Source organism: Mycolicibacter minnesotensis (assembly GCF_010731755.1).
GTDB lineage: Bacteria > Actinomycetota > Actinomycetes > Mycobacteriales > Mycobacteriaceae > Mycobacterium > Mycobacterium minnesotense.
Map to the genome: position 1 here is coordinate 1,374,985 of NZ_AP022589.1, position 23,821 is coordinate 1,398,805.

The window sequence follows — 23,821 nt, forward strand, 5'->3', positions numbered from 1 at the left end:
ACCTCAGCGCACCAGCTCCAGTTTCGCCGAAGACTTCTTCGCGGCGGCCTTCTTGACCGGGGCCTTCTTGACCGGGGCCTTCTCGGCCGGCGTGGCCTTCTTCGCAGCGGGAGTCTTCTTCGCCGCCGTCGCCTTCTTGACCGTCGCCTTCTTGACCGGGGCCTTCTTGACCGGGGCCGCCTTCTTCGCAGCCGGAGCCCTCTTCGCCGGCGCGGACTTCTCTGCGGCCGGGGTCTTCGTCGGGGGGACCGTGGCGATCTCCACGACGGGGGCCGTGGTCTGCGCACTGGGTGCCGCGAGCTCCTTGGTCGGGGCCGAGAACCGACTCGCCACGGCGACTGCGGCGGTGGCCGCCGCGGCCGTGCCGAGGCCCTGTGCCCAGCCGATCGGGCCGACCGGTGTGCACCCCAACAGTTGACTGACCCCGGGCGTGGAGACGATGCCCGCGAACAGTGCAAACGATCCGGCCGCGGTGGCCAACACCATCGGCGCCCGCGAATCGACCACGGTCTGACCGAGTTCGGTGGTCACCAGGGAGATCAGCGCCACCGTGGCAGCCCGCTGCGGCAGACCCGTTACCGAGGCCATCGCCCAGGCCGCCGTGCCCGCTGCAGCAGTCACACCGCCGCGGAACGCCACCGCGCGCCACAGTTTGCGCTCATCGAGGCCGGGCACCGCGTCACCGATCGGCCCGGCCGGTGTGCTCACCGCCACGGCGGTGGCGGGCAGCGCGTCGGTCAGGGTGTTCATCAACAGCAGCTGCCGGGTGTTCAGCGGAGAGTTTCCGGTGATGGCCGTGCCGATGACGGAGAACATCACCTCGCCGGCATTGCCACCCAGCAGCCCGGAGATCGCCAATTGCACGCCGCGCCACAGTCGCCGGCCCTCGTCGATCGCGTCGACCAGCGCACCGATCCGACCGTCGGTCAGCACTACGTCAGCGGTGGCATGGGCTGAGTCGCTGCCGTGTGCGACGACGCCCAGTCCGACCGTGGCAGCCCGGATCGCGGCGGCATCGTTGGCGCCGTCGCCCACCATCGCCGACACCCGGCCGGCGCGCTCGAGCGTCTGGACGATCTGCACCTTGTTCTCCGGCGACATCCGAGCGAAGATCACCCGATCACAGACCACGCGCTCTTGTTCCTTGCGGTTCAAGGCATTCCATTCCGAGCCGGTGATGACCTGCTCCGGGGCGACGGTCACACCCATCTCGGCGGCGATCGCGGTGGCGGTGATCGGGTGGTCACCGGTGATCATCCGGATGTCGACGCCGCGGGCGGCCAGATCGGCCAGCAGTTGCGGAGCGTCGGCCCGGGGGGTGTCGGCCAAGCCGAGGAACCCGATCAGCGTGAGTCCGGCCGCGCTCACCTCGGTGATCCGGTCGGAATCGTCGCACACCTGGCGCACCTGAGCGGCGGTCAGCGCGCCGTGCGCGACCGCGATCACCCGCAGCCCCTGGGCTGCCATCTCGGCCACCTGCTGCTCGACCTCGGCGCCGGCGTTCTTGCAGGCCCCCAGCACCACTTCCGGTGCGCCCTTGACCAGCAGCTCCGATCCCAGCACCGAGGCCGAGAAGGCGCGGCCGGAACGGAACGGCAGGTGCGCGTCGGGTTCGATCCACGCCCGGGCACCGGCTGCGGCCGCCGCTCCCTCGACGATGGCCTGGTCGGTGGCGTGCGCGTGCGCCGCACCATCGGGGGCCGGCGCCGCCTGCGCTGCGGTACCGAGCACGTCGTCGTCGGAATAGCCCGCCAGCGGGCGCACCGTGGCGACCCGTAGCCGGTTCTCGCTGAGCGTCCCGGTCTTGTCGAAGCAGACCACGTCGACCCGTCCGAGAGCCTCCACCGACCGCGGAATCCGCACCAGCGCACCGGTTTTGCTCAACCGCTGCGACGATGCGTGCTGGGCCAGGGTGGCCATCAGCGGCATGCCCTCCGGAACCGCGGCGATCGCGACGGCGATCGCGTTGCCGAGTGCCACCCGCAGCCCGCCCTGGCGGAGCAGACCGAGCGCACCGACCGCCACGCCGCCGGCGGCGCTGTAGGGGAAGGTCCGGTACATCAGCTGGGACAGGTGGTGCTGCAGGCCGACCTCGGGCAGGTCCCCCGAGGCCAGTTCGGAGGCCCGGCGGGCCTGGGTGTCGGCGCCCACCGCAGTCACCATCGCCAGCGCCTTGCCGGCGATCACCGTGGTTCCCGCGTAAAGCATGGAGCTGCGCTCCGCCAATTCGGCGCCGGGAGTCGGGTCCAGCTGCTTGCCGACCGACAGCGATTCGCCGGTCAGTGAGGACTCGTCGACCTCGACGTCGGCCACCTCGATGACGCGGGCATCCGCGGGCACCACCTCGTTGCTGCGAACCTCGATCAGGTCGCCGGGCAGCAGCTGTTCAGCGGCGATCTCGTGGTAGCTCGGGGCACCGTCGGCACCTATCGACACGACCCGAGCCGGTGGGGCCTGCTGAGCCAGCAATGTGTTCAGCCGGCTCTCGGCCCGCAGCCGCTGATAAGCGGCCAGCATGGCGTTGCCGGTGAGCACCGTACCCACCATCACCGCGTCGATCGGCGAGCCCAGCATGGCCGTCGCCGCCGAGCACAACGCCAGAATCGGCGTCATCGGGTCGGACAACTCCTCACGCACAGCGTGGAAGTACGGCCAGAACATGCCCTGGTCTTGGGCGTCTAGAGGAGCGCGTTGGGCAAGCGGCAGCACCGCGTCGGGCATCAAGAGCTCCCGCGCCTGCTCCACCGTCATGGCGTGCCACTCGTAGGCCGGGGCCGGCTTGGGCGCGTGCGCCCGCAGCACGCGGCGCGCGAGCAGGTAGCCCGACAGCATTCCGGCGCCGGCACCGACGGTCACCGGGCCGGGACCGCGGCTTGGGGCCGGCCCGACGCCGGGGATGGTCGCCCGTACCCCGCGGACCAGCAGCAGTCCGGCGATCGACGAGGCCCCAATCGAGATCGCGACCCCACGCTCGGCGGCCGTCCGGGCGGCCGGCAGCGCGCGCAGCAGCTGCCACGCACCGGCCAGGTCGGCCAACAGCAGGTCGGCATAAAAAGGCGGCGCGGTGTCGGCATGCTCGCTTGTGGGCATGACACCCAACGCCAGATCCGCTGCGGCCAGGGCCCGCGCTGCCACGGTGGACAGCACCGCAACGGTGCGTCCTGCCTGCTGCAGATCGGTCACGGCGGCGGCCAGGGCGCCGTCGATGTCGTCACCGGAGAACGAGCGGACTTCGTCGAATCCGGGCCGCAGTTCGCCGAGGATCTCGATGTCCACGGTGACCAATTCCGCGCCGGAGGAACGACCTTCGAGCACCACCGCGGAGGCCAGCGCATGGTGGGCGGGCAGGATCAGCGCATCCACCGGCTCCTTGCGGGTCGACCCACGCACCGCCATCCCGGGAACCCGATGCCAGCCCGGGCGCAGTCCGGTCTTGTCGAGCAGACCCTGTGCGTTGTTCCATGCCTTCGGCAGCTCGTGCTCGCTCGCACCGCGGATCTGCACGACTCGGCGTTGTTCGCCGGTCAGCACCCGCGGGTCGATGACCACGGCGTCGATCTTGTTGAGACGGCGCAGGCTGTCCGGCCGCAGTGGCAGCACCCCGTGCGCGTCCGCCAAACCGTGCCCCAGCGTCGCAGCAAACGATTCGCAACTGGTGCGCACCGCTTTGGGCGACGTGGCCAGGATCGCACTCGAGGTCATGTCCAGGTTGCGGGTCAGGGCGCCCACCACCCCGGCACTGACCACCTGCGCTACCGCGGTGCCCTTCAGATAACGCTCGGCGACACCCTCGGGCCGCGGAACAGGCCGCTCGGTGGTGTGCACGTCCGGGTGTTCTGCGTATCGAGCCAGCTGCGGCTCGTAGCGATTCCACGCCAGCGCACCAGCGCGGGTCTCGGAGGCCTTGAGGCCCTCCACCATCATGTCCACCGCCAGGATCGCCGGGGACATGGTGATCACGTGCGACCCGAGTGAGACCAGCGAGAGCACCCTGTCGGTCTTTGCCGGGCCGATCTGGCTTGCCAGCGCGTTGCGGACCAGCGGCTGATAGCGGGCCACCGATGCCGCCGCGTCGAAGATCTTGGGTGCGGCCGGCCACCGCAGCAGGCTGCCTGCAGTGGCGATAGCCAGGCCCACCGCGTTGGCGCCCACCATCGCGCCTTTGGTGGCCAGCAGCAGCCCGTCGCCCGGCAGCGCCGCGGCCTCGGCGGCAGTCAGTTCGACGCCCTTTTCGACGGCTTCCACCGTGGCGCATAGGTCGGCCAGCGAAACATCGTCGCCGATCTCCACGATCACTCGGGACAGCGGCCGGTTCAGCCGCACCGAGGTGACACCGGGCTTGGCTTGCAGGGCGTCCAGAATCTCGGCTCCGATATCGGGACCGTCGGGGTCGTCGAGGCCACGCACGTCGATCCAGGCCCGCCCGGCACCGCGCCAGCTACGCCGACTGGTCAGATCGGAGCTCTGACCAGCCAGAATCTTGGCGCCTTCGCGCAACGGGATGGCAGCGAGATCGAGGCTCGCCGATGCGACGGCGCCGACGGTGTCCAGGCCAAAACGACCGATTGCGAAAACATCCATGGATTGCCTCCAGCGTCTTTGGTGCGCTGGAGGTCTCTTCCGCCGGTCGCCCGGCCCACAGCCCCGGTCACCCGATGACGGGCGACGTGATGACGACACTGCGAATTGGGGAATACTCCCCTCCGACCGGCCAGTATGCCACAGAAATTCAGATGGACTTCATCTGCCGGAAGTACTCCACGGTGCGTGTCACACCATCTGCCAAGGCCACCTGTGGGCTCCATCCCAGCACTCGCCGAGCACGTTCGATGTCCAGGCAGGAGCGCAACAGGTCACCGAGGCGCGGCGGGTGGAACTCCGGGTCGTCCGGTCCGCCGACGGCGGCGGCCACCGCCGAGTGCAGCTGCCGGTCGGAGGTTTCGACCCCCGTCCCGATGTTGAACCGTTGCCCGTCACCGGCCTCGCCCGAGGCCCGGACGAAGGCGTCCACCACGTCCTCGACAAAGACGTAGTCGCGGGTGTTGGATCCGTCCCCGAAGACCTTGGTGGGCCTGCCTTCCAGCAGTGCCTGGGCGAAGATCGCCACCACCCCGGCTTCGCCATGCGGGTCCTGACGCGGGCCGTAGACGTTGGCCGGCGCGATGTGCGAACACTGCAGCCCGTAGAGGTGTCCGAAGGTGTTGAGGTAGATCTCACCGGCGACCTTGCCGGCGGCATAGGGCGAAGCGGGGTCGGTCGGGACGTCTTCACCGGTCGGATAGCGCGGCGGGGTGCCGTAGATCGAGCCGCCCGAGGAGGTGTGCACGATCTTGCGCACCCCCGCCGCCCGGGCGGCTTCGGCGAGCCGGATTGTGCCCACGACGTTGACCGAGGCGTCGAAGACCGGGTCGGCCACCGAGTGGCGGACGTCGATCTGGGCGGCCAGGTGAAAGACCACCTCGGGCTGGTGCTGGGCCAGAATCGCACCCAGGTCCGCGGAGACGATGTCAGCTTCGACGAAGCTGAACCCGGCGTCGTCGGCCAGGTGCTCGATGTTGAGGGCGCGGCCGGTGGCGAAATTGTCCAGGCCGACTACCTGGTGGCCGTCCGCCCGCAGGCGGTCGACCAACGTAGATCCGATGAACCCGGCTGCCCCGGTGACCAGTGCTCGCACCGGCCCACCATACCGACAGGTAAGAAAGACGGATGCGCACGCGTTTGGCTGCCCTGCCCTGGGTCTGTTGGGTGGCGGTGGGATTGATCGCCGCCCAGCTGCTGGTCCGGGCGGTGGTGGCGTTCGGGGGCTACTTCTACTGGGACGACCTGATCCTCATCGGCCGGGCCGGCACCCACCCGCTGTTGTCGCCGTCATACCTGTTCGACGATCACGACGGTCATGTGATGCCCGGCGCCTACCTGGTGGCCGGCGCCCTCACCAAGCTGTGGCCACTGCAATGGGCCGCGCCGGCGGCCAGCCTGGTGGTACTTCAGGCGTTGTCGTCGTGCGCCTTGCTGCGAGTCCTGTGGGTGGTGCTGGGCTGGCGGCCGGTGCTGCTGGTCCCGCTGACCTTCGCGCTGTGGTCCCCGCTGGGTCTACCGGCCTTCGCATGGTGGGCGGCTGCGCTGAACTCGCTGCCTCTGTGCGCGGCGCTGTCCTGGGTGTGCGCCGACGCGATCCTGTTGGTGCGCACGGGGAATCGGCGCTACGCATACACCGCAACCGCGGCCTGTCTGGGCGCACTGCTGTTCTTCGAGAAGGCGGCGGTGATCCCGTTTGTCGCGTTCGCGGTGACCGCACTGTTGAGCTATGTCCGCGGGGCGACGCTGACCGCGGCCGCCAGCGGTGTGTGGCGGGCCGGTTCGCGGATGTGGACCGCCTTGTTGGCCGTGACCGTGGCGTGGATCGGGGTCTACCTGGCGGTGGTCAATCAGAAGCGGTGGAGCTTCGACCTTGAGATGACCGGCGACCTGCTGCTGCGCTCGATCACCCACGGCATCGTCCCCAGCCTGGCCGGCGGCCCGTGGAGCTGGGCACGGTGGGCCCCCGCGTCGCCGTGGGCACTGCCGGGACCGCTGGTGATGGCGCTTGGCTGGCTGGTGCTGGCCGGACTGCTGGCGCTGTCCCTGGCACGCAAGGATCGCCTGGCGCCGGTGTGGCTGGCCGCGGCAGGTTATGCGCTGGCCTGCCAGGTCCCGATCTACCTGATGCGGTCCTCGGCGTTCACCGCCTTAGAGCTGGCCCAGACCCTGCGTTACCTGGCCGACCTCGTGGTGGTGCTGGCCATTCTGGGTGCCGTCGGCTTGTCCGCCCCCAACCGGGAGTCCTCGCGGTGGCTGAATGCCTCGCCCCGGCGCGGGGCAGCGGTGGCGCTGCTGGCCACGGCGTTCACCGCCAGCAGCCTGTACTCGACAGGGACGTTCCTGTCGTGCTGGCGAGACGATCCGGCCCGCGGCTACCTGCAGAATGCGCTGCGCGACCTGGCCAGAGCCCACGGCGACTCCGACGCACCGCTGCTCGACCAAGAGGTGGATCCACTGGTGCTGCAGCGGGTCGTCTACCCCGAGAACCTGGCCAGCCACCTGTTCGCCCTGGTTCACGACCGCCCCGAATTCGCTTCGACGACAACCGAGTTGCGAATGCTGACCAACACGGGGACGGTGGTCGACGCACAGGTCACCTGGGTGCGTTCCCTGGTGGCCGGTCCGGTGCCGCGATGCGGATATCTGGTACAGCAGGACCGTCCGGCGACACTGACACTGGACGGCCCACTGCTGCCCGCGGACTGGACTGCTGAGATCAACTACCTGGCCAACGTCGACGGCGCGATGACGTTGTCGCTGACCGACGGGCCCGACGTCCGGGTCCGGGTCCGCCCTGGCCTCAACCGTGCCTTCGTACGGCTCCCCGGCGCCGGACATAACGTGAGCGCACGCGCCGACACCGCCGCACTGTCGGTGTGTATCGCGGTGGGGCCGGTCGGGTACCTGGCTCCGCGCTAGGTCACGCTCATCTCGTGACAGTTTCCCCTGGTCTCGACCGCGGGAGACGGCTACGGTGACGCGCATGCCGACACGCCTTGCCCACACCGCCGAGCCGCACGGGGGCTCGTTGACGGCAAAGCTCAACTGGCTGCGCGCCGGGGTGCTGGGCGCCAACGACGGCATCGTGTCGGTGGCCGGCATCGTGGTCGGCGTCGCCGCGGCGACCGTGCAGCGCGGTCCGATCTTCACCGCCGGCATCGCGGGCGTGGCCGCCGGCGCGGTATCGATGGCGTTGGGCGAATACGTCTCGGTGAGTACTCAGCGTGACACCGAGCGGGCCGTGCTTCACGAAGAACGCCGTGAACTGCAACAAGATCCCGCCGCCGAGCTCGAAGAACTTGCGGGTCTCTACCAGGAGAAAGGGCTATCGGCGGCGACCGCCCGGCTGGTGGCCCAGGAGCTGACCCAACACGATGCATTCGCCGCACACGCCGAGGTGGAACTGGGCATCGACCCCGACGATCTGACCAACCCGTGGCAGGCCGCCGCGGCCTCGGCCCTGGCGTTCACCCTCGGGGCACTGCTTCCCATGGTGGCGATCCTGGCACCGCCGACCGCGTGGCGGGTCCCGGTCACGGTCGTGGTGGTACTGCTGGCCCTGATGCTCACCGGCGTGGTCTCGGCCCGCCTTGGCGGGGCAGAAGTACGAAAGGCGTTGCTCCGCAACACTACCGGCGGTGCGCTTGCGCTGGCGACCACGTACCTGATCGGCCACCTGGTCGGTCAGACAATCAGCTAGGGCGGGTCCGCAGCGATGACGGAGCCTGACGGAGGGAGGCCGCCGCTGCGCCGACAGCTGGGCATGTTCGACGCAGTGACGATCGGGCTTGCCGCGATGATCGGCGCCGGCATTTTCGTGGCGCTGGGGCCGGCCGCACGAGCCGCAGGCCGCGCGATGCTGATCAGTCTGGCGGTGGCCGCCGTCATCGCTTACTGCAATGCGACGTCCTCGGCGCGGCTGGCCGCCCGATATCCGACCTCCGGCGGCACCTACGTCTACGGCCGCGAACGCCTGGGCCCGTTCTTCGGCTACCTGGCGGGGTGGGGATTCATCGTCGGCAAAACAGCGTCGTGCGCGGCGATGGCGCTGACGGTCGGGCTCTACGCCTGGCCCGCGCACGGGCACACGATCGCCGTGGCCGCGGTGCTGGGACTCACCACGGTCAACGTGATGGGCGTCCAGAAGTCAGCGTGGCTCACCCGGGCCATCGTGGCTGCGGTACTGGCGGTACTGGCAGCGGTGGTGTGCAGTGCGCTGGGCGCCAAAGGAGTTGCACCTCTGGAATCCTCCGACTCGCCTGCGTCGGTGCCGGGGGCGCTCCAGGCTGCGGGCCTGCTGTTCTTTGCGTTCGCCGGCTACGCCCGCATCGCCACTTTGGGTGAGGAGGTTCGGGACCCGGCGCGCACCATCCCGCGCGCCATCCCGATCGCGCTGGGGATCACGCTGGCGGTCTACGCACTGGTGGCGTCCGCGGCCCTGAAGGTCCTCGGCCCGCAAGGCCTCGCCGACGCACCCGCACCTCTGGTGCAGGTCGTCACCGTCGCCGGGGCCGGCAGGCTGGCCGTAGCGGTGCAGATCGGGGCGATTTTGGCGGCCGGCGGATCGCTACTGGCCCTGATTCTCGGGGTGTCACGCACCACTCTGGCGATGGCCCGGGACGGGTATCTGCCCACGTACCTGACCGCGGTACATCCCCGGTTCGGCGTACCGCATCGCGCCGAGATCACCGTAGGCCTGGTGGTCGCAATCCTGGCCGCCACCGCCGATATCCGCGGCGCCATAGGTTTTTCCTCGTTCGCGGTCCTGGTCTACTACGCCGTGGCCAACGCCGCGGCCTGGACCCTGACGCCCGCCGAGGGCCGACCGCCGCGCCTGATCCCGCTTGTCGGCCTGCTCGGCTGCACCGTTGTGGCGTTCGCCTTGCCGTTGGCCTCGGTCCTGGCCGGGCTCGTGGTCTTCGCTCTCGGCGTCGTCGCCTACGGCGCCCACGGGCGGATCGCGCGGCTGCGCGCAACCCCGTAGACCCAGCACCTGAACGGTGGAGCGGACCTCCAACGCGCCGAGGTGCCGACGGCGCGCTGCGCACCCGGACCCTGCTCGGTACGTTCTACAGTCGTGCCCTCACCGCATGTCCCCGCGCAGTATCTGCGCGCCTCCTCGGCGGCGCAGGCCCGCACCCTGATCGACATTCTGCAAGAGACCGCGGCCCGCTTCCCCGACGCTCCGGCGATCGACGACGGCAACGTGGTGCTGACCTACGCGGAGCTGATCGAGGACATCGCCGACAGCGTCGCGTGGCTGGCCGCACGAGGTCTGGGCCGCGGCGACCGTATCGGTATCCGGTTGCCGTCGGGGAACTACGCGCTCTACGTCGCGATCCTGTCCACCTTGGCCACCGGCGCGGCGTATGTACCGGTGGACGCCGACGATCCCCCCGAGCGCGCCGAGCTGGTGTTCAACGAGGCCCAAGTGGCGGCGGTGATCACCGATCAGGGCTTGATCCGCGGACCCGGGACGTCGCGCGGCTGGCAGGCAGGCGCGCCCCAGACCGATGACGATGCCTGGATCATCTTCACCTCGGGATCCACCGGCACCCCAAAAGGCGTCGCGATCACCCACCGCAACGCGGCCGCGTTCGTCGACGCCGAAGCGCAACTGTTTTTGCAGGACAACCCGATCGGTCCGGGTGACCGGGTGCTGGCCGGGCTGTCGGTGGCATTCGATGCGTCCTGCGAGGAGATGTGGCTGGCATGGCGCTACGGTGCGTGCCTGGTACCCGCACCCCGGTCGCTAGTGCGCAGCGGTATGGATCTGGGGCCATGGCTGGTGGCGCGCGACGTGACGGTGGTGTCCACCGTGCCCACCCTGGCGGCCCTGTGGCCGGCCGAGGCCCTAGAGGCGGTGCGACTGCTGATCTTCGGCGGCGAGGCCTGCCCGCCCGAGTTGGTGGCCCGGCTGGCCGTCGACGGCCGCGAGGTGTGGAACACCTACGGCCCCACGGAGACCACCGTCGTGGCCTGCGCGGCACAGCTCGACGGCACCGGCCCGATTCAGATCGGGTTGCCGTTGGCGGGCTGGGACCTGGCAGTGCTCGGCTCCAACGGGGAACCCGTGGCCGCCGGCGAGGTCGGGGAACTCGTCATAGGTGGTGTCGGGCTAGGCCGCTACCTGGACCCCGACCGGGACGCCGAGAAGTACGCGCCGCTGCCCACGCTGGATTGGCCGCGGGCCTACCGCAGCGGCGACCTGGTACGTCTGGACGCAGACGGGCTGATCTTCTGCGGCCGCGCCGATGACCAGGTCAAGGTGGGCGGCCGGCGCATCGAACTGGGCGAGGTGGACAGTGCTCTGGTGACACTGCCCGGAGTCAGCGGAGCAGCGGCGGCGGTGCGCACCAGCGCCGCCGGCACCGCGCTGCTGGTCGGATACCTGGTCAGCGCCGACCCGGATTTCGACCTCGTTGCCGCGCGCGCCGAGCTGAGCCGGCGGCTGCCCGCCGCACTGGTGCCCCGGCTGGTGCTGGTCGATGAGCTGCCCACCCGCACCTCGGGCAAGGTGGACCGCGATGCGTTGCCATGGCCGGTGGGGCCTGAGTCCGGGGACGCAAACCTGGTCGGCGCCGACGATCCCGACAGCACCCTGGGCTGGCTGGCCGGCCTGTGGCGTGACGTGCTGGGCGCCCCGATCCACGACGAGCAGGCCGACTTCTTCGCCCTGGGCGGTGGATCGCTGCAAGCCGCGCAGCTGGTGGCCGCGGTGCGCCGGCGGTACCCGCAGACCACCGTCGCGCAGCTCTACGACCGGCCCCGGCTGGGTTCCCTGGCCAGTTTCCTCGACGACCTGGACCGCAGCGAGCCCGACAGTACGGCGGCCCGCTCGGTGGCGCCCACCCCTTGGGTGGCCCAGGCCGCGCAGGTGCTGCTGTCGGTGCCGCTGGCCACGCTGACCGGATTGCAGTGGGTGAGTTGGCTGGCACTTATCAACAACACGGTGTCGGCTATCCACCCGCTGCCCTGGCTGGTGCGTGTGGACTGGTGGTGGGTGATCGCCGCCTTCGTGCTGTTCGTCACGCCGCTGGGGCGGATGGGGATCGCCACCCTGGGCGCCCGCGCCCTCCTGGCCAATCTGGCCCCGGGAACCTATCGACGCGGCGGTCCCGAGCACCTGCGGGTCTGGATCGCCGAACGACTTGCAAGCGCCAGTGGCGCCGAGAATCTTTCAGGCGCCCCGTGGTTGGTGTATTACGCACGCGCGCTGGGTAACAAGATCGGCGAGGGCGTGGACCTGCATTCCGCCCCGCCGGTGACCGGAATGTTGACCCTGGGCCATCGCTGCTCCATCGAACCGGAGGTGGACCTGACCGGGCATTGGATCGACGGCGACGAGTTCCACGTCGGCCCGATCACGGTCGGCAACGATGCCACGATCGGTGCCCGCACCACCCTGGCGCCCGGGGCTTCAGTCGGCAAGGACGCCGACGTCGCTCCCGGTTCCGGGGTCATCGGCGAGGTCAAGAAAGGCCAGTACTGGACCGGTTCACCTGCGGTGAAATCCGGTAAGGCGCACCACCCCTGGCCGGATCACCGGCCGCCGGCGCGACCGGCGTGGGCCGCGGTCTACGGGTTGACGTCCCTGTTTCTCGGTGGCCTGCCACTGCTGGCGCTGGGCGCTGGCCTGGCGGTGCTGGGCTGGGCGGTTCGGGACTGCCAGACCCTGGCCGATGCCCTCCGGCCCGCCGCGCTGGCGACCCCGCCCGCCGCCTTGGTGGCGATGTTCAGCTACGCCGCCGTGACCGCGATCGCCGTCCGAGTGTTGTCGATCGGGCTACGCGACGGCTACCACCCGGTGCGGAGCCGGGTGGGCTGGCAGTTATGGGCAACCGAACGGCTGATGGACGCTGCGCGCGACTACCTGTTCCCGCTCTACGCCGGGCTGATCACCCCGTGGTGGCTGCGGCTGTTGGGCGCGAAAGTCGGTAAAGGCGCCGAGATCTCCACCGCGCTGATGATCCCGAAGTACACCGTGATCGCTGACGGCGCGTTCCTGGCCGACGACACCATGGTCGCCTCCTACGAGCTCGGCGGCGGCTGGATTCACGTCGCGCCGGCCACCATCGGCAAACGCGCGTTCCTGGGCAATTCCGGGATCACCCAGCCGGGCCGGCGAGTGCCCGACAATTCCCTGGTGGCGGTGCTGTCCACCGCACCGCACAAAGCCAAGACAGGTTCGTCGTGGCTGGGCAGCCCGCCGGTCAGGTTGCGCCGCAAGGCCGCCGACCTCGATGCCGAGCGTACGTTCCACCCGCCGCGAAGGCTGTGGGTGATGCGCGCTGTGGTGGAGACCTTCCGGCTGGTTCCCGTCATGGTGACCTTCGCGATCGGTGTCGGGGTGCTCGGCGCCCTGCAATGGGTAGCGCTGCGATTCGGCTACGGCTGGGCTGCTCTGGTCAGCGGTGTGACATTACTGGCCGCGGGCGCGGTGGCCGGGGGCAGCGCAGTGGTGGCGAAGTGGTTGATCGTCGGCCGGATCCGGGCGACCCAGCGCCCGCTGTGGTCGTCGTTCGTGTGGCGCAACGAAGTCGCCGATGCCTTTGTCGAGACGGTTGCCGCGCCGTGGTTCGCCCGCGCCGCGACCGGCACCCCGGTGATGAACCTATGGCTGCGTGCGCTGGGCGCCACGATCGGCCGCGGGGTGTGGTGCGAGACGTACTGGCTGCCCGAGGCCGACCTGGTGACACTGGAGAACGGCTCTACCGTGAATCGCGGGTGCGTGGTGCAGACGCACCTGTTCCATGACCGGATCATGCAGATGGACACCGTCACGCTGGAGGCGGGAGCCACCCTGGGCCCCAACTGCGTGGCGTTGCCCGCCGCCCGGCTGGGCACCGGCGCGACCGTCGGGCCGGCCTCCCTGGTGATGCGCGGCGACGAGGTGCCGCCGGCGACCCGCTGGCAGGGCAACCCGATCGCACCGTGGTTGGAGTCGGGCAAGAAGCGCGGATCATCGGGTTCCACCAGGCAGGAGCCCGCGGCATGAGCAAGCCCACGAAGGCGTCCGCCAAGTCGGCCAAGGCTCCGGCTCCAGTCCTCGACCCCTACCTGCCCGACAGTGGCAACACCGGTTATCGGGTCTCGCGCTACGAGCTCGATCTGGAGTACAAGGTCAGCAGCAACCGGTTGTCGGGCACCGCAACCATCACCGCGGTGGCGCTCTACCCGCTGCGCGAAGTCACCCTCGACCTTGCCGGCACGTTGTCGGTGGCCAAGGTGTGGGTCAACGGTCGGCCCCCGGCCCGATTCGCCACGTCGTCGGCGAAGCTGCGGATCTCCCTGGCCACCACCGTGCCGACCGGTGCCGCCCTGGTGATCGCAGTCCGTTACTCGGGATCACCACGCCCCAGCGAAACACTTTGGGGTGAAGTCGGTTTCGAGGAATTATCGGACGGCGCCCTAGTCTCCGGACAGCCGAACGGCGCGCCGTCGTGGTTCCCTTGTGACGATCATCCCTACGCCAAGGCCAGCTACCGGATCCAGATCAGCACCGACAGTCCCTATTACACGGTCGCCAACGGCGAGCTGATGTCGCGGAGGGTCCGGGCAACCCGGACCACCTGGACTTATGAGCTGCCCGAGCCGACACCGACCTACCTGGTGACCCTCCAGATCGGGCGGTATGTGACGCGCCGCGTGCCGGGGTCGGCAGTGGCGATCAGGGCGGTGCTGCCCGAGCGCCTGCAGTCCGAGTTCGAACGGGATTTCGCACACCAGTCGCAGATGATGGAGCTGTTTGTGCGACTGTTCGGCCCCTACCCGCTGTCATCCGGCTACACCGTGCTGGTCACCGATGACAACCTGGAAATTCCCCTTGAAGCACAGGGGATCTCGATCTTCGGAGCCAACCATTGCGACGGGACCGGAAGATCTGAGCGATTGATCGCTCACGAGCTGGCCCACCAGTGGTTCGGAAACAGTGTCACGGTGCGGCGCTGGAGCGACATCTGGCTGCATGAGGGGTTCGCCTGCTATGCCGAATGGCTGTGGTCGGAGCACTCCGGTGGGCCCACTGCCGACCAGCTGGCGCGGCGCTACCATCGGCAACTGGCCGGTCTGCCACAAGATCTGCTGTTGGCCGATCCTGGACCGGCCGACATGTTCGACGACCGGGTCTACAAGCGCGGTGCTATCACCCTGCATCTGCTGCGCGACATCCTCGGCGACGACGCCTTCTTCGCCCTGTTACGGGATTGGACGTCGCGCCACCGCCACGGCAACGCCGGCACCGAAGACTTCACCGCGCTGGCTGCCGGCTACGCCACAGGACCGCTGCAGCCGCTGTGGCAGGCCTGGTTGTATTCCACGGCTGTTCCCCCACTGTCGGCGCCGGGCTGACCGGTCTCGCACCGCACTAGGCGGATCGGGCTGCCGACCTCGTCCGCCGCGACCGGTGCGGCAAGGCCCGCGGTGTCGACCAGCGCAGGTGAAAGTCGACGACCAGGGCGGCCGGAACCGCCAGTGCCACCGGGGTGAACATCGGTGACTGGCCATCACCAGCAATGCCGGTGAGAACCCGGCCGCCGTAGCCGTCCTCGGTACCGGGCACCGTGACGCGCACCCGCGCCGACCCCGCGCCAGGCTGCGGCCGGAGGTAGAAGACACCGCCCGGCTCTACCGGGCCGGTCAGCTTGTTGCCCTCGGCGTCCAAGAGCTCGGCGCCCTCGGCGCTCAATGCGGCGGAGTCGGCAACCGAAAGCTGCAGCGGTCCCACCACTCCGTCGGCCAGGACCGCCGTCGCGACGTTGAGGCCCGGGGCGGTGGTACGCGCCCGTGCGGCACCGTCGAGCAGGTATCGGTAGAGCATCACGATGCGATCGGCATTGCGATAGGTGCTGGTGCCGTTGAGCCAGAAGTCGACATCGCCGATAGTCGCAGGCTTACCGGGCCCGGCCACCGACAGACGGTAGAAGCGGTGGCCCCCGACCGTGGCCCCCACTCCGAGCGCCTTACGCTGCGTGCCGGAGGCACCGGCAAACAGCAGCGAGGACGGAACTTCTCGCCAGGTCCGGCCGTCATCGGATTTGTGCAGGGTCACCGTGACCGACTCCGAGGCGACCAGTTCCAGGGTGTATCCGCCCAACTCCAGAGCCTCGTCGAACTCCACGGTCACACCGTCTCCGTCGCGGCGCACCCGGACCGGCTCCGTGCGGGCACGGGTGTCCAGTTCCAAGCCGTTGGTCAGCCGCCAGATCGCGGCCTGAGTGGCGGCAATCGCCTCGTGCTCGGAGATGTTGCCCCGGCCCGACAGGTGTCCGGCCTCCCGCAGCCGACGGCTCAGCTCGACGGTGCTCAATCGCGGTACGGAGTTGCGCAGGATCCAGTCGACCTGCACCTCGCGGGGGTCACGGGAACGCAGGTGAGGCACCGCCGACCAGGTGTCGATCCGATACGACGACGGGCGAGTGGGAGCGATGCCGTGGAAATCCAGCGAATACGCCGCGATCCCTGGGTTGAGCCGGATCAGATCGGTGCGCGCGCTCGTCCCGTCGGTGAACACGATGCGGTCGACGGTGTGCGAGTACGTGCCACCGTGGTACCGCGTCATCCGGTCGATGTCGACGGCCGGGCGGGGTTGCACTCTGCGGCGGACGACCACTGCGGGAGCGGTGTGGCGAAGAGGAAGAACGGAGGTGGAATCGGTCATGCCGAGTCGACTTTCTGGTCTGAAGCGCGCACGGCAGCACCTCGCCGAGATAGGGGCGGGCTGCGACGCTAAGGAATCAGGGCGTCAGAGAATCAACAACAACAACACGCGGCGCGGCGGCACAAAGCGTGCGGCTGTGGCAGCGTGATGTTCGACATAGACATACCCTACGACATGTACCGCAGCCGCGCGACTTGCGAGGTATTCAATTCGCCATGAGCGCAACTGGTGGGCAAACCGGGACGATGGTCCATGATTGGCGCCGTCACTCATCAGGAGGAAAGCAATGACGTCCGCTCAGAACGAATCTCAGGCGCTCGGGGACCTGGCTGCACGGCAACTCGCCAATGCGACCAAGACTGTCCCGCAGCTGGCCACCATCACGCCGCGCTGGCTGTTGCACCTGCTGAACTGGGTCCCGGTGGAGGCCGGTATTTACCGGGTCAACCGGGTGGTCAACCCCGGCCAGGTCGCCATTGCCGCTGAGCAGGGCGCCGGTTCGACCGAACCGCTGCCGCAGACGTTTGTGGACTACGAGACCAGCCCGCGGGAGTACACCCTGCGTTCGATCTCCACGATTCTCGACGTGCACACCCGGGTCTCCGACCTGTACTCCAGCCCGCACGACCAAGTGGCTCAGCAGCTGCGCCTGACAATCGAGACCATCAAGGAGCGCCAGGAGTTCGAGCTGGTGAACAACCCGGAGTACGGCCTGTTGGCGCAGGCCACGCCCGAGCAGACCATCTCCACCCTGACCGGCCCGCCCACTCCCGACGACCTGGATTCGCTGATCACCAAGGTGTGGAAGACGCCCGGCTTCTTCCTGACCCACCCGCTGGGTGTGGCCGCCTTCGGCCGCGAAGCCACTCGCCGCGGCGTGCCGCCGGTGGTGGTGAACCTGTTCGGCGCCCAGTTCATCACCTGGCGCGGCATCCCGATCATCCCCAGCGACAAGGTGCCGGTGGAGGACTCCAAGACCAAGTTCCTGCTGGTGCGCACCGGCGAGGAGCGTCAGGGCGTCGTCGGACTGTTCCAGCCGGGCCTGGTCGGCGAGCAGGCGCCGGGCCTATCGGTGCGGTTCACGGGCATCAACCGGTCGGCGATCGCGTCCTACCTGGTCACGCTGTACAACTCACTGGCCGTGCTCACCGATGATGCGCTCGCTGTGCTCGACGACGTCTCGGTGGACCGTTTCCATGAGTACAAGTGATCCCAGGCCGGTAGACCCGCCGGTCAGCGTCGCTGAGCTGGAGGCGCTGGCCAACCAGCTGTATGCCGCCCGGCCCGGTCCCGACTCTCCGCCGCAGACCACGGCGGTGGCACCCCGAGGCGGCGTCCCGACCCCGTCCGGACTGCTGCCGCCGGGGTTGGCAGACCTCTCCGCGTTCGCGGTGCCCAGCGGGATCGTGCCGACCGCGCCCGGGGTGCTGGCCGGTTCCCCAGCCGGGACTGTTCCGGTTGCACCGCGCGGATCGGCCCCCAGCTGGCCCGGCGGGGTGCCGACGGTTCCACACCTGGGTTGGCATGACGCCCCCGCGCCGGCCACGGGCGGCGACGAGGCGAACTACGCCTTCTTGTCCCGCTCCGTCCCGGCCGCCGAACCGGCTCCCACGGTGCCCGACTCGCATGAGGTGTTCGACGTCAACGCGGTGCGCGCTGACTTTCCGATCCTGCGCGAGACCGTCAACGGCAAGCCGTTGATCTGGTTCGACAACGCCGCCACCACGCAGAAGCCGCAAGCCGTGATCGACCGGCTGTCGTACTTCTACGCCCACGAGAACTCCAATATCCACCGGGCCGCACACGAACTCGCAGCGCGGGCCACCGACGCCTACGAGGACGCTCGCGACACCGTGCGGCGATTCCTGGGGGCACCGCGTAGCGAGGACATCGTCTTTGTGCGCGGTACCACCGAGGCGATCAACCTGGTGGCCTACGCGTGGGGCGGCAAGCACCTGGGCCCCGGCGATGAGATCGTCATCACACACCTAGAGCACCACGCGAATATCGTTCCTTGGCAATTGATCTCGAAGAAAACCGGGGCGATCCTGAAGGTTGCCCCGGTAGATGACGCGGGCAACCTGCTGCTGGGTGAGTTCGAAGACCTGTTGGGTCCCCGCACCAAACTGGTCGCCGCAACCCACGTCTCCAATGCACTCGGCACCGTCACCCCGGTGCATAAGATCGTCGAACTCGGGCACCGCTACGGCGCCCGAGTGCTCATCGATGGGGCGCAGTCCATCCCCCATATCCCGATCGATGTGCAATCACTGGGCGCGGACTTCTTCGTGTTCTCCGGGCACAAGATCTTCGGCCCCACCGGGATCGGAGCGCTCTACGGCACCGCCGAAGCGCTGGCCGAGACGCCGCCGTGGCAGGGTGGAGGCAACATGATCGCCGACGTCACCCTGGAACGCTCACTGTTTCAAGAACCGCCCAACAAGTTCGAGGCGGGTACCGGAAACATCGCCGACGCGGTCGGCCTGGGCGAAGCCCTGCGCTACGTGGAGCGGGTGGGTGTCGAACGCATCGCCGCCTACGAGCACGCCCTGCTGGAGTACGCCACGCCACGCCTGGCCGAGATCCCGGGAGTGCGAATCATCGGCACAGCCGACGAAAAGGCCAGCGTGTTGTCCTTCGTGCTGGCCGGCCACGATCCGGTCGAGGTCGGCAAAGCGCTCAACTCCGAGGGCATCGCGGTGCGCGCCGGGCATCACTGCGCGCAGCCGATCCTGCGCCGCTATGGCCTGGAGGCCACCGTGCGACCGTCGTTCGCGTTCTACAACACTTTCGAAGAGATCGACGTCTTCATCAAGGCCGTGCGGCGCATCGCCGAAGGGAGCGCCTAGCACCTATGGCGGCCTTGGTAGGAAAGGGCATTTGATGGGCAGGATCTACGACAACGTCACCGAGCTGATCGGCCATACCCCGCTGGTGCGGCTCAACCGTCTGACCAAGGGTCTGGGTGCCCAAGTGGTGGCCAAACTCGAGTTCTACAACCCCGCCAACAGCGTCAAGGACCGTATCGGCGTCGCGATCATCGATGCCGCCGAGAACTCCGGCCAGCTGCGCCCGGGCGGAACCATTGTCGAAGCCACCAGCGGGAACACCGGTATCGCCCTGGCGATGGTCGGCGCCGCCCGCGGCTACAAGGTGATCCTGACCATGCCGGACACCATGTCCACCGAGCGGCGGGTCATGCTGCGCGCCTACGGCGCGGAGATCGTGCTGACCCCCGGCTCTGAGGGCATGGCCGGTGCGGTGGCCAAGGCCAAGCAGATCGTCGCCGACACCCACAACGCCCTGTCTGCCAACCAATTCGCCAATCCGGCCAACCCGGCCATTCACGAGCGGACCACCGGCGAGGAGGTGTGGAAGGACACCGGCGGCGCGGTCGACATCTTCGTCGCCGGCATCGGTACCGGCGGCACGCTGACCGGTGTGTCACACACCCTCAAAGCTCACAAGCCTGAGGTTCAGATCGTCGGTGTGGAGCCCAAGGACTCCGCGATCCTGCATGGCGCCGACCCCGGACCGCACAAGATCCAGGGCCTTGGGGCCAACTTCGTACCCGAGGTGCTCGACCGCGACTGCTATGACGAGATCATCGACGCCCAGTTCGACGACGCGATCCGCGTGGCGCGGGCGCTGGGCACCGAGGAAGGGATCCTCGGCGGAATCTCGGCCGGCGCCAATGTCTGGGCCGCCCTGGAACTGGCAAAACGACCCGAAAATGCCGGGAAGCTGATCGTGGTGGTGGTCCCGGACTTCGGCGAGCGCTACATCTCCACGGCGCTGTTCGAGCACATTCGGGAATGATCACGCCGATGTGGGGTGTGTGGGCGACAGTGCGCGAGGACCTGCGCAACGCGCGCAACCATGATCCCGCCGCGCGTGGGGACTTCGAGAACGCCTTGGTCTACTCGGGCCTGCATGCGATCTGGTCGTATCGGGTGGCGCACCGCCTGTGGGCCAAGCCCGCCCTGCGTGGGGTTGCTCGTGTGTTGGCCCAGGCCACCCGATTCGCTACCGGTATCGAGATTCACCCGGGCGCAAGCATCGGCCGGAGGTTTTTCATCGACCACGGCCTGGGTGTGGTGATCGGTGAGACCACCGAGATCGGCGATGACGTCATGGTCTACCACGGCGTCACGCTCGGCGGTCGCTCACTGAGTCACGGCAAGCGCCACCCGACCATCGGCAACGGTGTCACGGTGGGCGCCGGCGCCAAGGTTCTCGGTCCCATAACTATCGGCGATGGCAGCGCTATCGGCGCCAATGCCGTTGTTACTCAAAATGTTCCGGCAGACTGCATCGCCACCGGAATCCCGGCCGCGGTGCGCCATCGCACCGAGAAGCAGCGGGAACCGCTGGTGGATCCGACCACCTACATCGACCCGGCTATGTATATCTGAGGGGTCAAGACGCGGGTTCCACGGCGACCACATAGTCGTGGCCGTGCCGCAGACCGCCGTCGCGCGCAAGGACGAGCAGTGCTCGCAGCCGCAGTTCTTCGACATAGTGCAGCATCGAGTTGCCGAGCGGGACGGAGCCGAAACGCTCTAAGCGCCTGCGGCACATATCAAGCTGGCCGTTGACGTGGCGGGCACCGTAGCGGATCGGAAATCGCCGACTTTCCAGAATCCGGAACCCAGCCCGCTCCAGGTGCCGCAACACCCAGTCCAGGGGAAATTCCCGATAGGTGCGCTCACCGGCCAACAGCAGGCATGCATCGCGCACCCTGCCGATCTCCCAGATGATGCGGCCGCTGTCGGTGGTGGGCTCGTACTGAACGTAGGGCTCCAGCCCGGTGACATAGAGACGGCCGCCGTCGGCGACCAGGGGGCGCAGCCTTTCGAATACCTGGCCTTGCCAGTACGGGGCAAAGCCCTCGATCGCGCCGACAAGGTAGTCCACCAGGACGGTGTCGAATGTCTCTCCGGCGAGCAGACTTTCATCGATCCAGTTGCCCACCACCAACCGGTCTTGCGGCCGGATCCCGTCGCCCAGTGCCGCGCGCGTCGCCTCGGCCATGCTGGGCGCGGCGGTGACGGCCGTCCAACTGTCGGTCGACAGAGCCTGAATCCACTGCAGCGATTTCACCCCCGCGCCGGCATCCAACACGGCACCCCAGGGCCGGTCGCCGTGCACGGCCTCGACGTGCCGAAAGAGCGCCGAGACGGCGGGTTTGGGATCGGCGTACAAGAATCACTCACTTCGGCCAGGGACATGCGCGAAGTCAGGGTAACCCGATCCCCCACTTATTGACAATCGTTTCCAATAAGGCGGGCGGTTAGCCGATGTGAGTTCGGATGCCGGCCAGCAGCAGGTCGAGGGCGCCGGCGAATTCTTCGGTCGCGCTCGAGCGCTGGCTGACCCTGCTCAGGGCCGCGATGTGCCGATGCTCGTCGCCGGCCAATTCGCTGATCCGTCCGGCGATCTCACGCTGCGATTGGTCACGATCACCACCGGATGCCGGCCCGGCCAACTCCACTTGCGCACTGCCCATCACCAGACTCAGCACGGCCCGGAACGCAACCAGCAGCCTGCCCTCAGACAGTCCGCCACGACTCAGTGCATCGATCAGGTACTCGGCCGTCGGGTAACTCGAAGGCGAGATCGTCCGGCGGGTCAGGACCAGCGGAATCGCGTTGGGGTGGCTGCGGACTGCCTGCCACATCGCCGTCGCGATCGACCGCACGTCATCTGCCCACCCGGCACTCGCCGGCGGAATCTCGACCCCGGCGATCACCGCCTCGGCAACCAGATCCTCCAGCCCCTCGCGGTTGGGCACGTAGTTATAGAGCGTCATCGGGCCGGTGCCCAACGCCGCGGCCAGCGACCGCATGCTCAGGCCGGATAAGCCCTCGCCATCAACAATGCGCAGCGCCGCCGCCTGAACTTCGGCCAGCGTGAATCGGGGCCGCATCGCCACCTTCCTCTTGACACGTACGTTGTACGTAATATACAACACGTACATCGTACGTATGAAAGGAATTCGCATGGTTCCGCACACCATCAACACGGAGTTCAGCTCGCAGGGCACGCGGTGCGCCGCGTGGCTCACCCTTCCGCCGCGACCGGGGCCGCATCCGGTGGTCGTTCTGGCCCACGGATTCGGGGCAAACCACACCATGTCGCTCGCCCAGTACGAGCACCACTTCGCCGGGTCCGGTATCGCGACGCTGGCGTTCGACTACCGCCACACCGGCGACTCCTGCGGGCTTCCCCGGCAGCGCCTGAGCCTGCGCAGTCACCGTCGGGACATCCGCGCAGCGATCGACTTCGCCCGTCGCCGGCCCGAATTGGACTCCACCCGGATCGCATTGTGGGGCACCAGCCTGGGCGCGATGCACGCGCTCAAGGTCGCCGCCGGGCGGCACGACCTGGCCGCTGTCGTGGTGCAGTGCCCCATCGTCGACGGACCGGCGACGCTGCGCCAACTCGGGACAGGCGCAGCTCTGCGGCTCGGTCCGGCGATACTCGCCGATACGGCCCGGCGCCTGGTCGGCGCCACCCCGCACTACGTTCCCATCGTGGGCCCACCAGGTAGCACGGCCGCGGTCACGGCCGCCGGCGCCCTGCAGGGGTGGAACGGCGTGGTCTCGCCCGGCGGATCATTCGACAACAGGGTGGGCGCCTCGGATGTACTCGGTATCGCGTTCACCAGCGCCCTGCGGTCGGCCCGCGAGATCGCCGCACCGTTGCTGGTGTGCGTGTCTCAGCGCGACAACCTGATGGACCCACGGCACGCCCTCACCGTGGCACAGCGCGCCCCTCGCGGACAGGCCCGCCACTACGACAGTGATCACTTCGAGGTCTACCACCCGCCGCTGCTGGACAGGCTTCTGATTGATCAGACCGATTTCCTGCAGGGATGCTTCAATGCAATCGCATAAGTTGCTGTACGACAACGACATCCGGTTTCTCGCAGCAGCCGGGGAATGGACACCGGCACAGTGGGCGCAGCCGAGTCTGTGTACGCATTGGACCAACCACGATGTGTTGGCGCATCTGGCACTGGGCTATCGCGCCTCAGGCACACAGATGGGGTTGGAGACGCTGCGTCGTGGCTGGTCGTTCGACCGGGCCAATGCCGTTCTTGCGCAACGACTTGCCCAACGTCGATCACCGGCGGAGCTGCTCGAGGACTTTGCCGCCGGGATGTCGGCACCGCGCGGCTTGGGCAGAATCTTCCCACGGCGGCTACTCCTGGGCGATCACGTGATCCACGAGTTGGACATCCGCTTTGCCTCAGGCCTGGACTCTACCGCCGGGCCGGCACAGCTGATCGCCGTACTGGCCGCCCAGGTGCATCTGCCGAACCCGTTCATCCCGTCTAGGGCATGGGCTCGCGGTCTGTCGTTGCGCGCCGACGACGTCGGGTGGACGCACGGATCCGGCCCCTGCGTCCGCGGAGCCGCGGCACACCTGGCCTCGGTTTTAGCGGGCCGCCCGTGGGCGCTGCGGCATCTCGATGGAGACGGCGTGGACGTGCTGCGAGAACGGTTGGCCCGAGCTCACACGGCCTGAACTGCAAAAACACCGGAGCCACCTAGGAGAAACGCGACCAGGCGTTTC

At 68.5% G+C, this 23,821-nt stretch carries 15 protein-coding genes and 1 pseudogene; 11 read left to right on the forward strand and 5 right to left on the reverse strand.

Going from position 1 to position 23,821, the window contains the following annotated elements:
• Positions 1-3: 3 nt before the first annotated feature.
• Entirely contained in the window at positions 4-4,581 is a 4,578-nt protein-coding gene (locus G6N09_RS06535) for a cation-translocating P-type ATPase (RefSeq protein ID WP_083026047.1), read from the reverse strand.
• 148 nt (positions 4,582-4,729) lie between these two features.
• Positions 4,730-5,674 (reverse strand): NAD-dependent epimerase/dehydratase family protein, encoded by a 945-nt coding sequence (locus G6N09_RS06540; RefSeq protein ID WP_083026049.1) that lies wholly within the window; start codon positions 5,672-5,674, stop codon positions 4,730-4,732.
• Positions 5,675-5,706: 32 nt separating this feature from the next.
• On the opposite strand from G6N09_RS06540, the gene G6N09_RS06545 reads away from it, so the two are divergent.
• The 5 genes from G6N09_RS06545 to G6N09_RS06565 all read left to right on the forward strand — a co-directional run bounded on the left by G6N09_RS06545 (position 5,707) and on the right by G6N09_RS06565 (position 14,931).
• Positions 5,707-7,500, forward strand: a complete 1,794-nt coding sequence (locus G6N09_RS06545; RefSeq protein WP_083026051.1) for a hypothetical protein — start codon at positions 5,707-5,709, stop codon at positions 7,498-7,500.
• Positions 7,501-7,564: 64 nt separating this feature from the next.
• Positions 7,565-8,281, forward strand: a complete 717-nt coding sequence (locus G6N09_RS06550) for a VIT1/CCC1 transporter family protein (protein ID WP_083026053.1) — start codon at positions 7,565-7,567, stop codon at positions 8,279-8,281.
• A gap of 15 nt (positions 8,282-8,296) precedes the next feature.
• On the forward strand, positions 8,297-9,565 hold the full coding sequence (locus tag G6N09_RS06555; RefSeq protein WP_083026055.1) for an APC family permease: 1,269 nt from the start codon (positions 8,297-8,299) through the stop codon (positions 9,563-9,565).
• A gap of 93 nt (positions 9,566-9,658) precedes the next feature.
• Positions 9,659-13,579, forward strand: a complete 3,921-nt coding sequence (locus G6N09_RS06560) for a Pls/PosA family non-ribosomal peptide synthetase (RefSeq protein ID WP_083026058.1) — start codon at positions 9,659-9,661, stop codon at positions 13,577-13,579.
• Positions 13,576-14,931, forward strand: a complete 1,356-nt coding sequence (locus G6N09_RS06565) for a M1 family metallopeptidase (RefSeq protein ID WP_083026060.1) — start codon at positions 13,576-13,578, stop codon at positions 14,929-14,931. The genes G6N09_RS06560 and G6N09_RS06565 overlap by 4 nt, the downstream gene beginning before the upstream one ends.
• 16 nt (positions 14,932-14,947) lie before the next feature.
• Here G6N09_RS06565 and G6N09_RS06570 read toward each other — a convergent pair whose 3' ends face one another.
• Positions 14,948-16,240, reverse strand: coding sequence for a TQXA domain-containing protein (locus G6N09_RS06570; RefSeq protein WP_083026062.1), 1,293 nt, complete (start codon positions 16,238-16,240; stop codon positions 14,948-14,950).
• A gap of 286 nt (positions 16,241-16,526) precedes the next feature.
• Between G6N09_RS06570 and G6N09_RS06575 the strand changes: the two genes are divergently transcribed.
• From G6N09_RS06575 to epsC, 4 genes are read left to right on the forward strand one after another with little or no spacing between them, the layout of a single operon-like run.
• On the forward strand, positions 16,527-17,450 hold the full coding sequence (locus G6N09_RS06575; RefSeq protein WP_083026064.1) for a family 2A encapsulin nanocompartment shell protein: 924 nt from the start codon (positions 16,527-16,529) through the stop codon (positions 17,448-17,450).
• On the forward strand, positions 17,437-19,089 hold the full coding sequence (locus G6N09_RS06580; protein WP_083026066.1) for a family 2A encapsulin nanocompartment cargo protein cysteine desulfurase: 1,653 nt from the start codon (positions 17,437-17,439) through the stop codon (positions 19,087-19,089). Before G6N09_RS06575 ends, G6N09_RS06580 begins: the two co-directional genes overlap by 14 nt.
• A gap of 34 nt (positions 19,090-19,123) precedes the next feature.
• Complete coding sequence (gene cysK, locus G6N09_RS06585) at positions 19,124-20,059, forward strand: cysteine synthase A (protein WP_083026067.1); 936 nt, start codon at positions 19,124-19,126, stop codon at positions 20,057-20,059.
• Positions 20,056-20,655, forward strand: a complete 600-nt coding sequence (gene epsC, locus G6N09_RS06590) for a serine O-acetyltransferase EpsC (RefSeq protein ID WP_234807017.1) — start codon at positions 20,056-20,058, stop codon at positions 20,653-20,655. The genes cysK and epsC overlap by 4 nt, the downstream gene beginning before the upstream one ends.
• 4 nt (positions 20,656-20,659) lie before the next feature.
• On the opposite strand, the pseudogene G6N09_RS06595 reads toward epsC, so the two are convergent.
• Both G6N09_RS06595 and G6N09_RS06600 read right to left on the reverse strand, forming a co-directional pair.
• Positions 20,660-21,418 (reverse strand): annotated as a pseudogene (locus G6N09_RS06595) (class I SAM-dependent methyltransferase); the annotation flags it as partial.
• A gap of 115 nt (positions 21,419-21,533) precedes the next feature.
• Positions 21,534-22,169, reverse strand: a complete 636-nt coding sequence (locus G6N09_RS06600; RefSeq protein WP_083026156.1) for a TetR/AcrR family transcriptional regulator — start codon at positions 22,167-22,169, stop codon at positions 21,534-21,536.
• Between the two features lie 73 nt (positions 22,170-22,242).
• On the opposite strand from G6N09_RS06600, the gene G6N09_RS06605 reads away from it, so the two are divergent.
• Positions 22,243-23,139 carry an alpha/beta hydrolase gene (locus G6N09_RS06605; RefSeq protein WP_083026069.1) on the forward strand — a complete coding sequence of 299 codons (897 nt, stop codon included), beginning with the start codon at positions 22,243-22,245 and terminating at the stop codon, positions 23,137-23,139.
• Positions 23,126-23,773, forward strand: a complete 648-nt coding sequence (locus tag G6N09_RS06610) for a maleylpyruvate isomerase family mycothiol-dependent enzyme (RefSeq protein WP_083026071.1) — start codon at positions 23,126-23,128, stop codon at positions 23,771-23,773. Before G6N09_RS06605 ends, G6N09_RS06610 begins: the two co-directional genes overlap by 14 nt.
• Positions 23,774-23,821 lie beyond the last annotated feature (48 nt).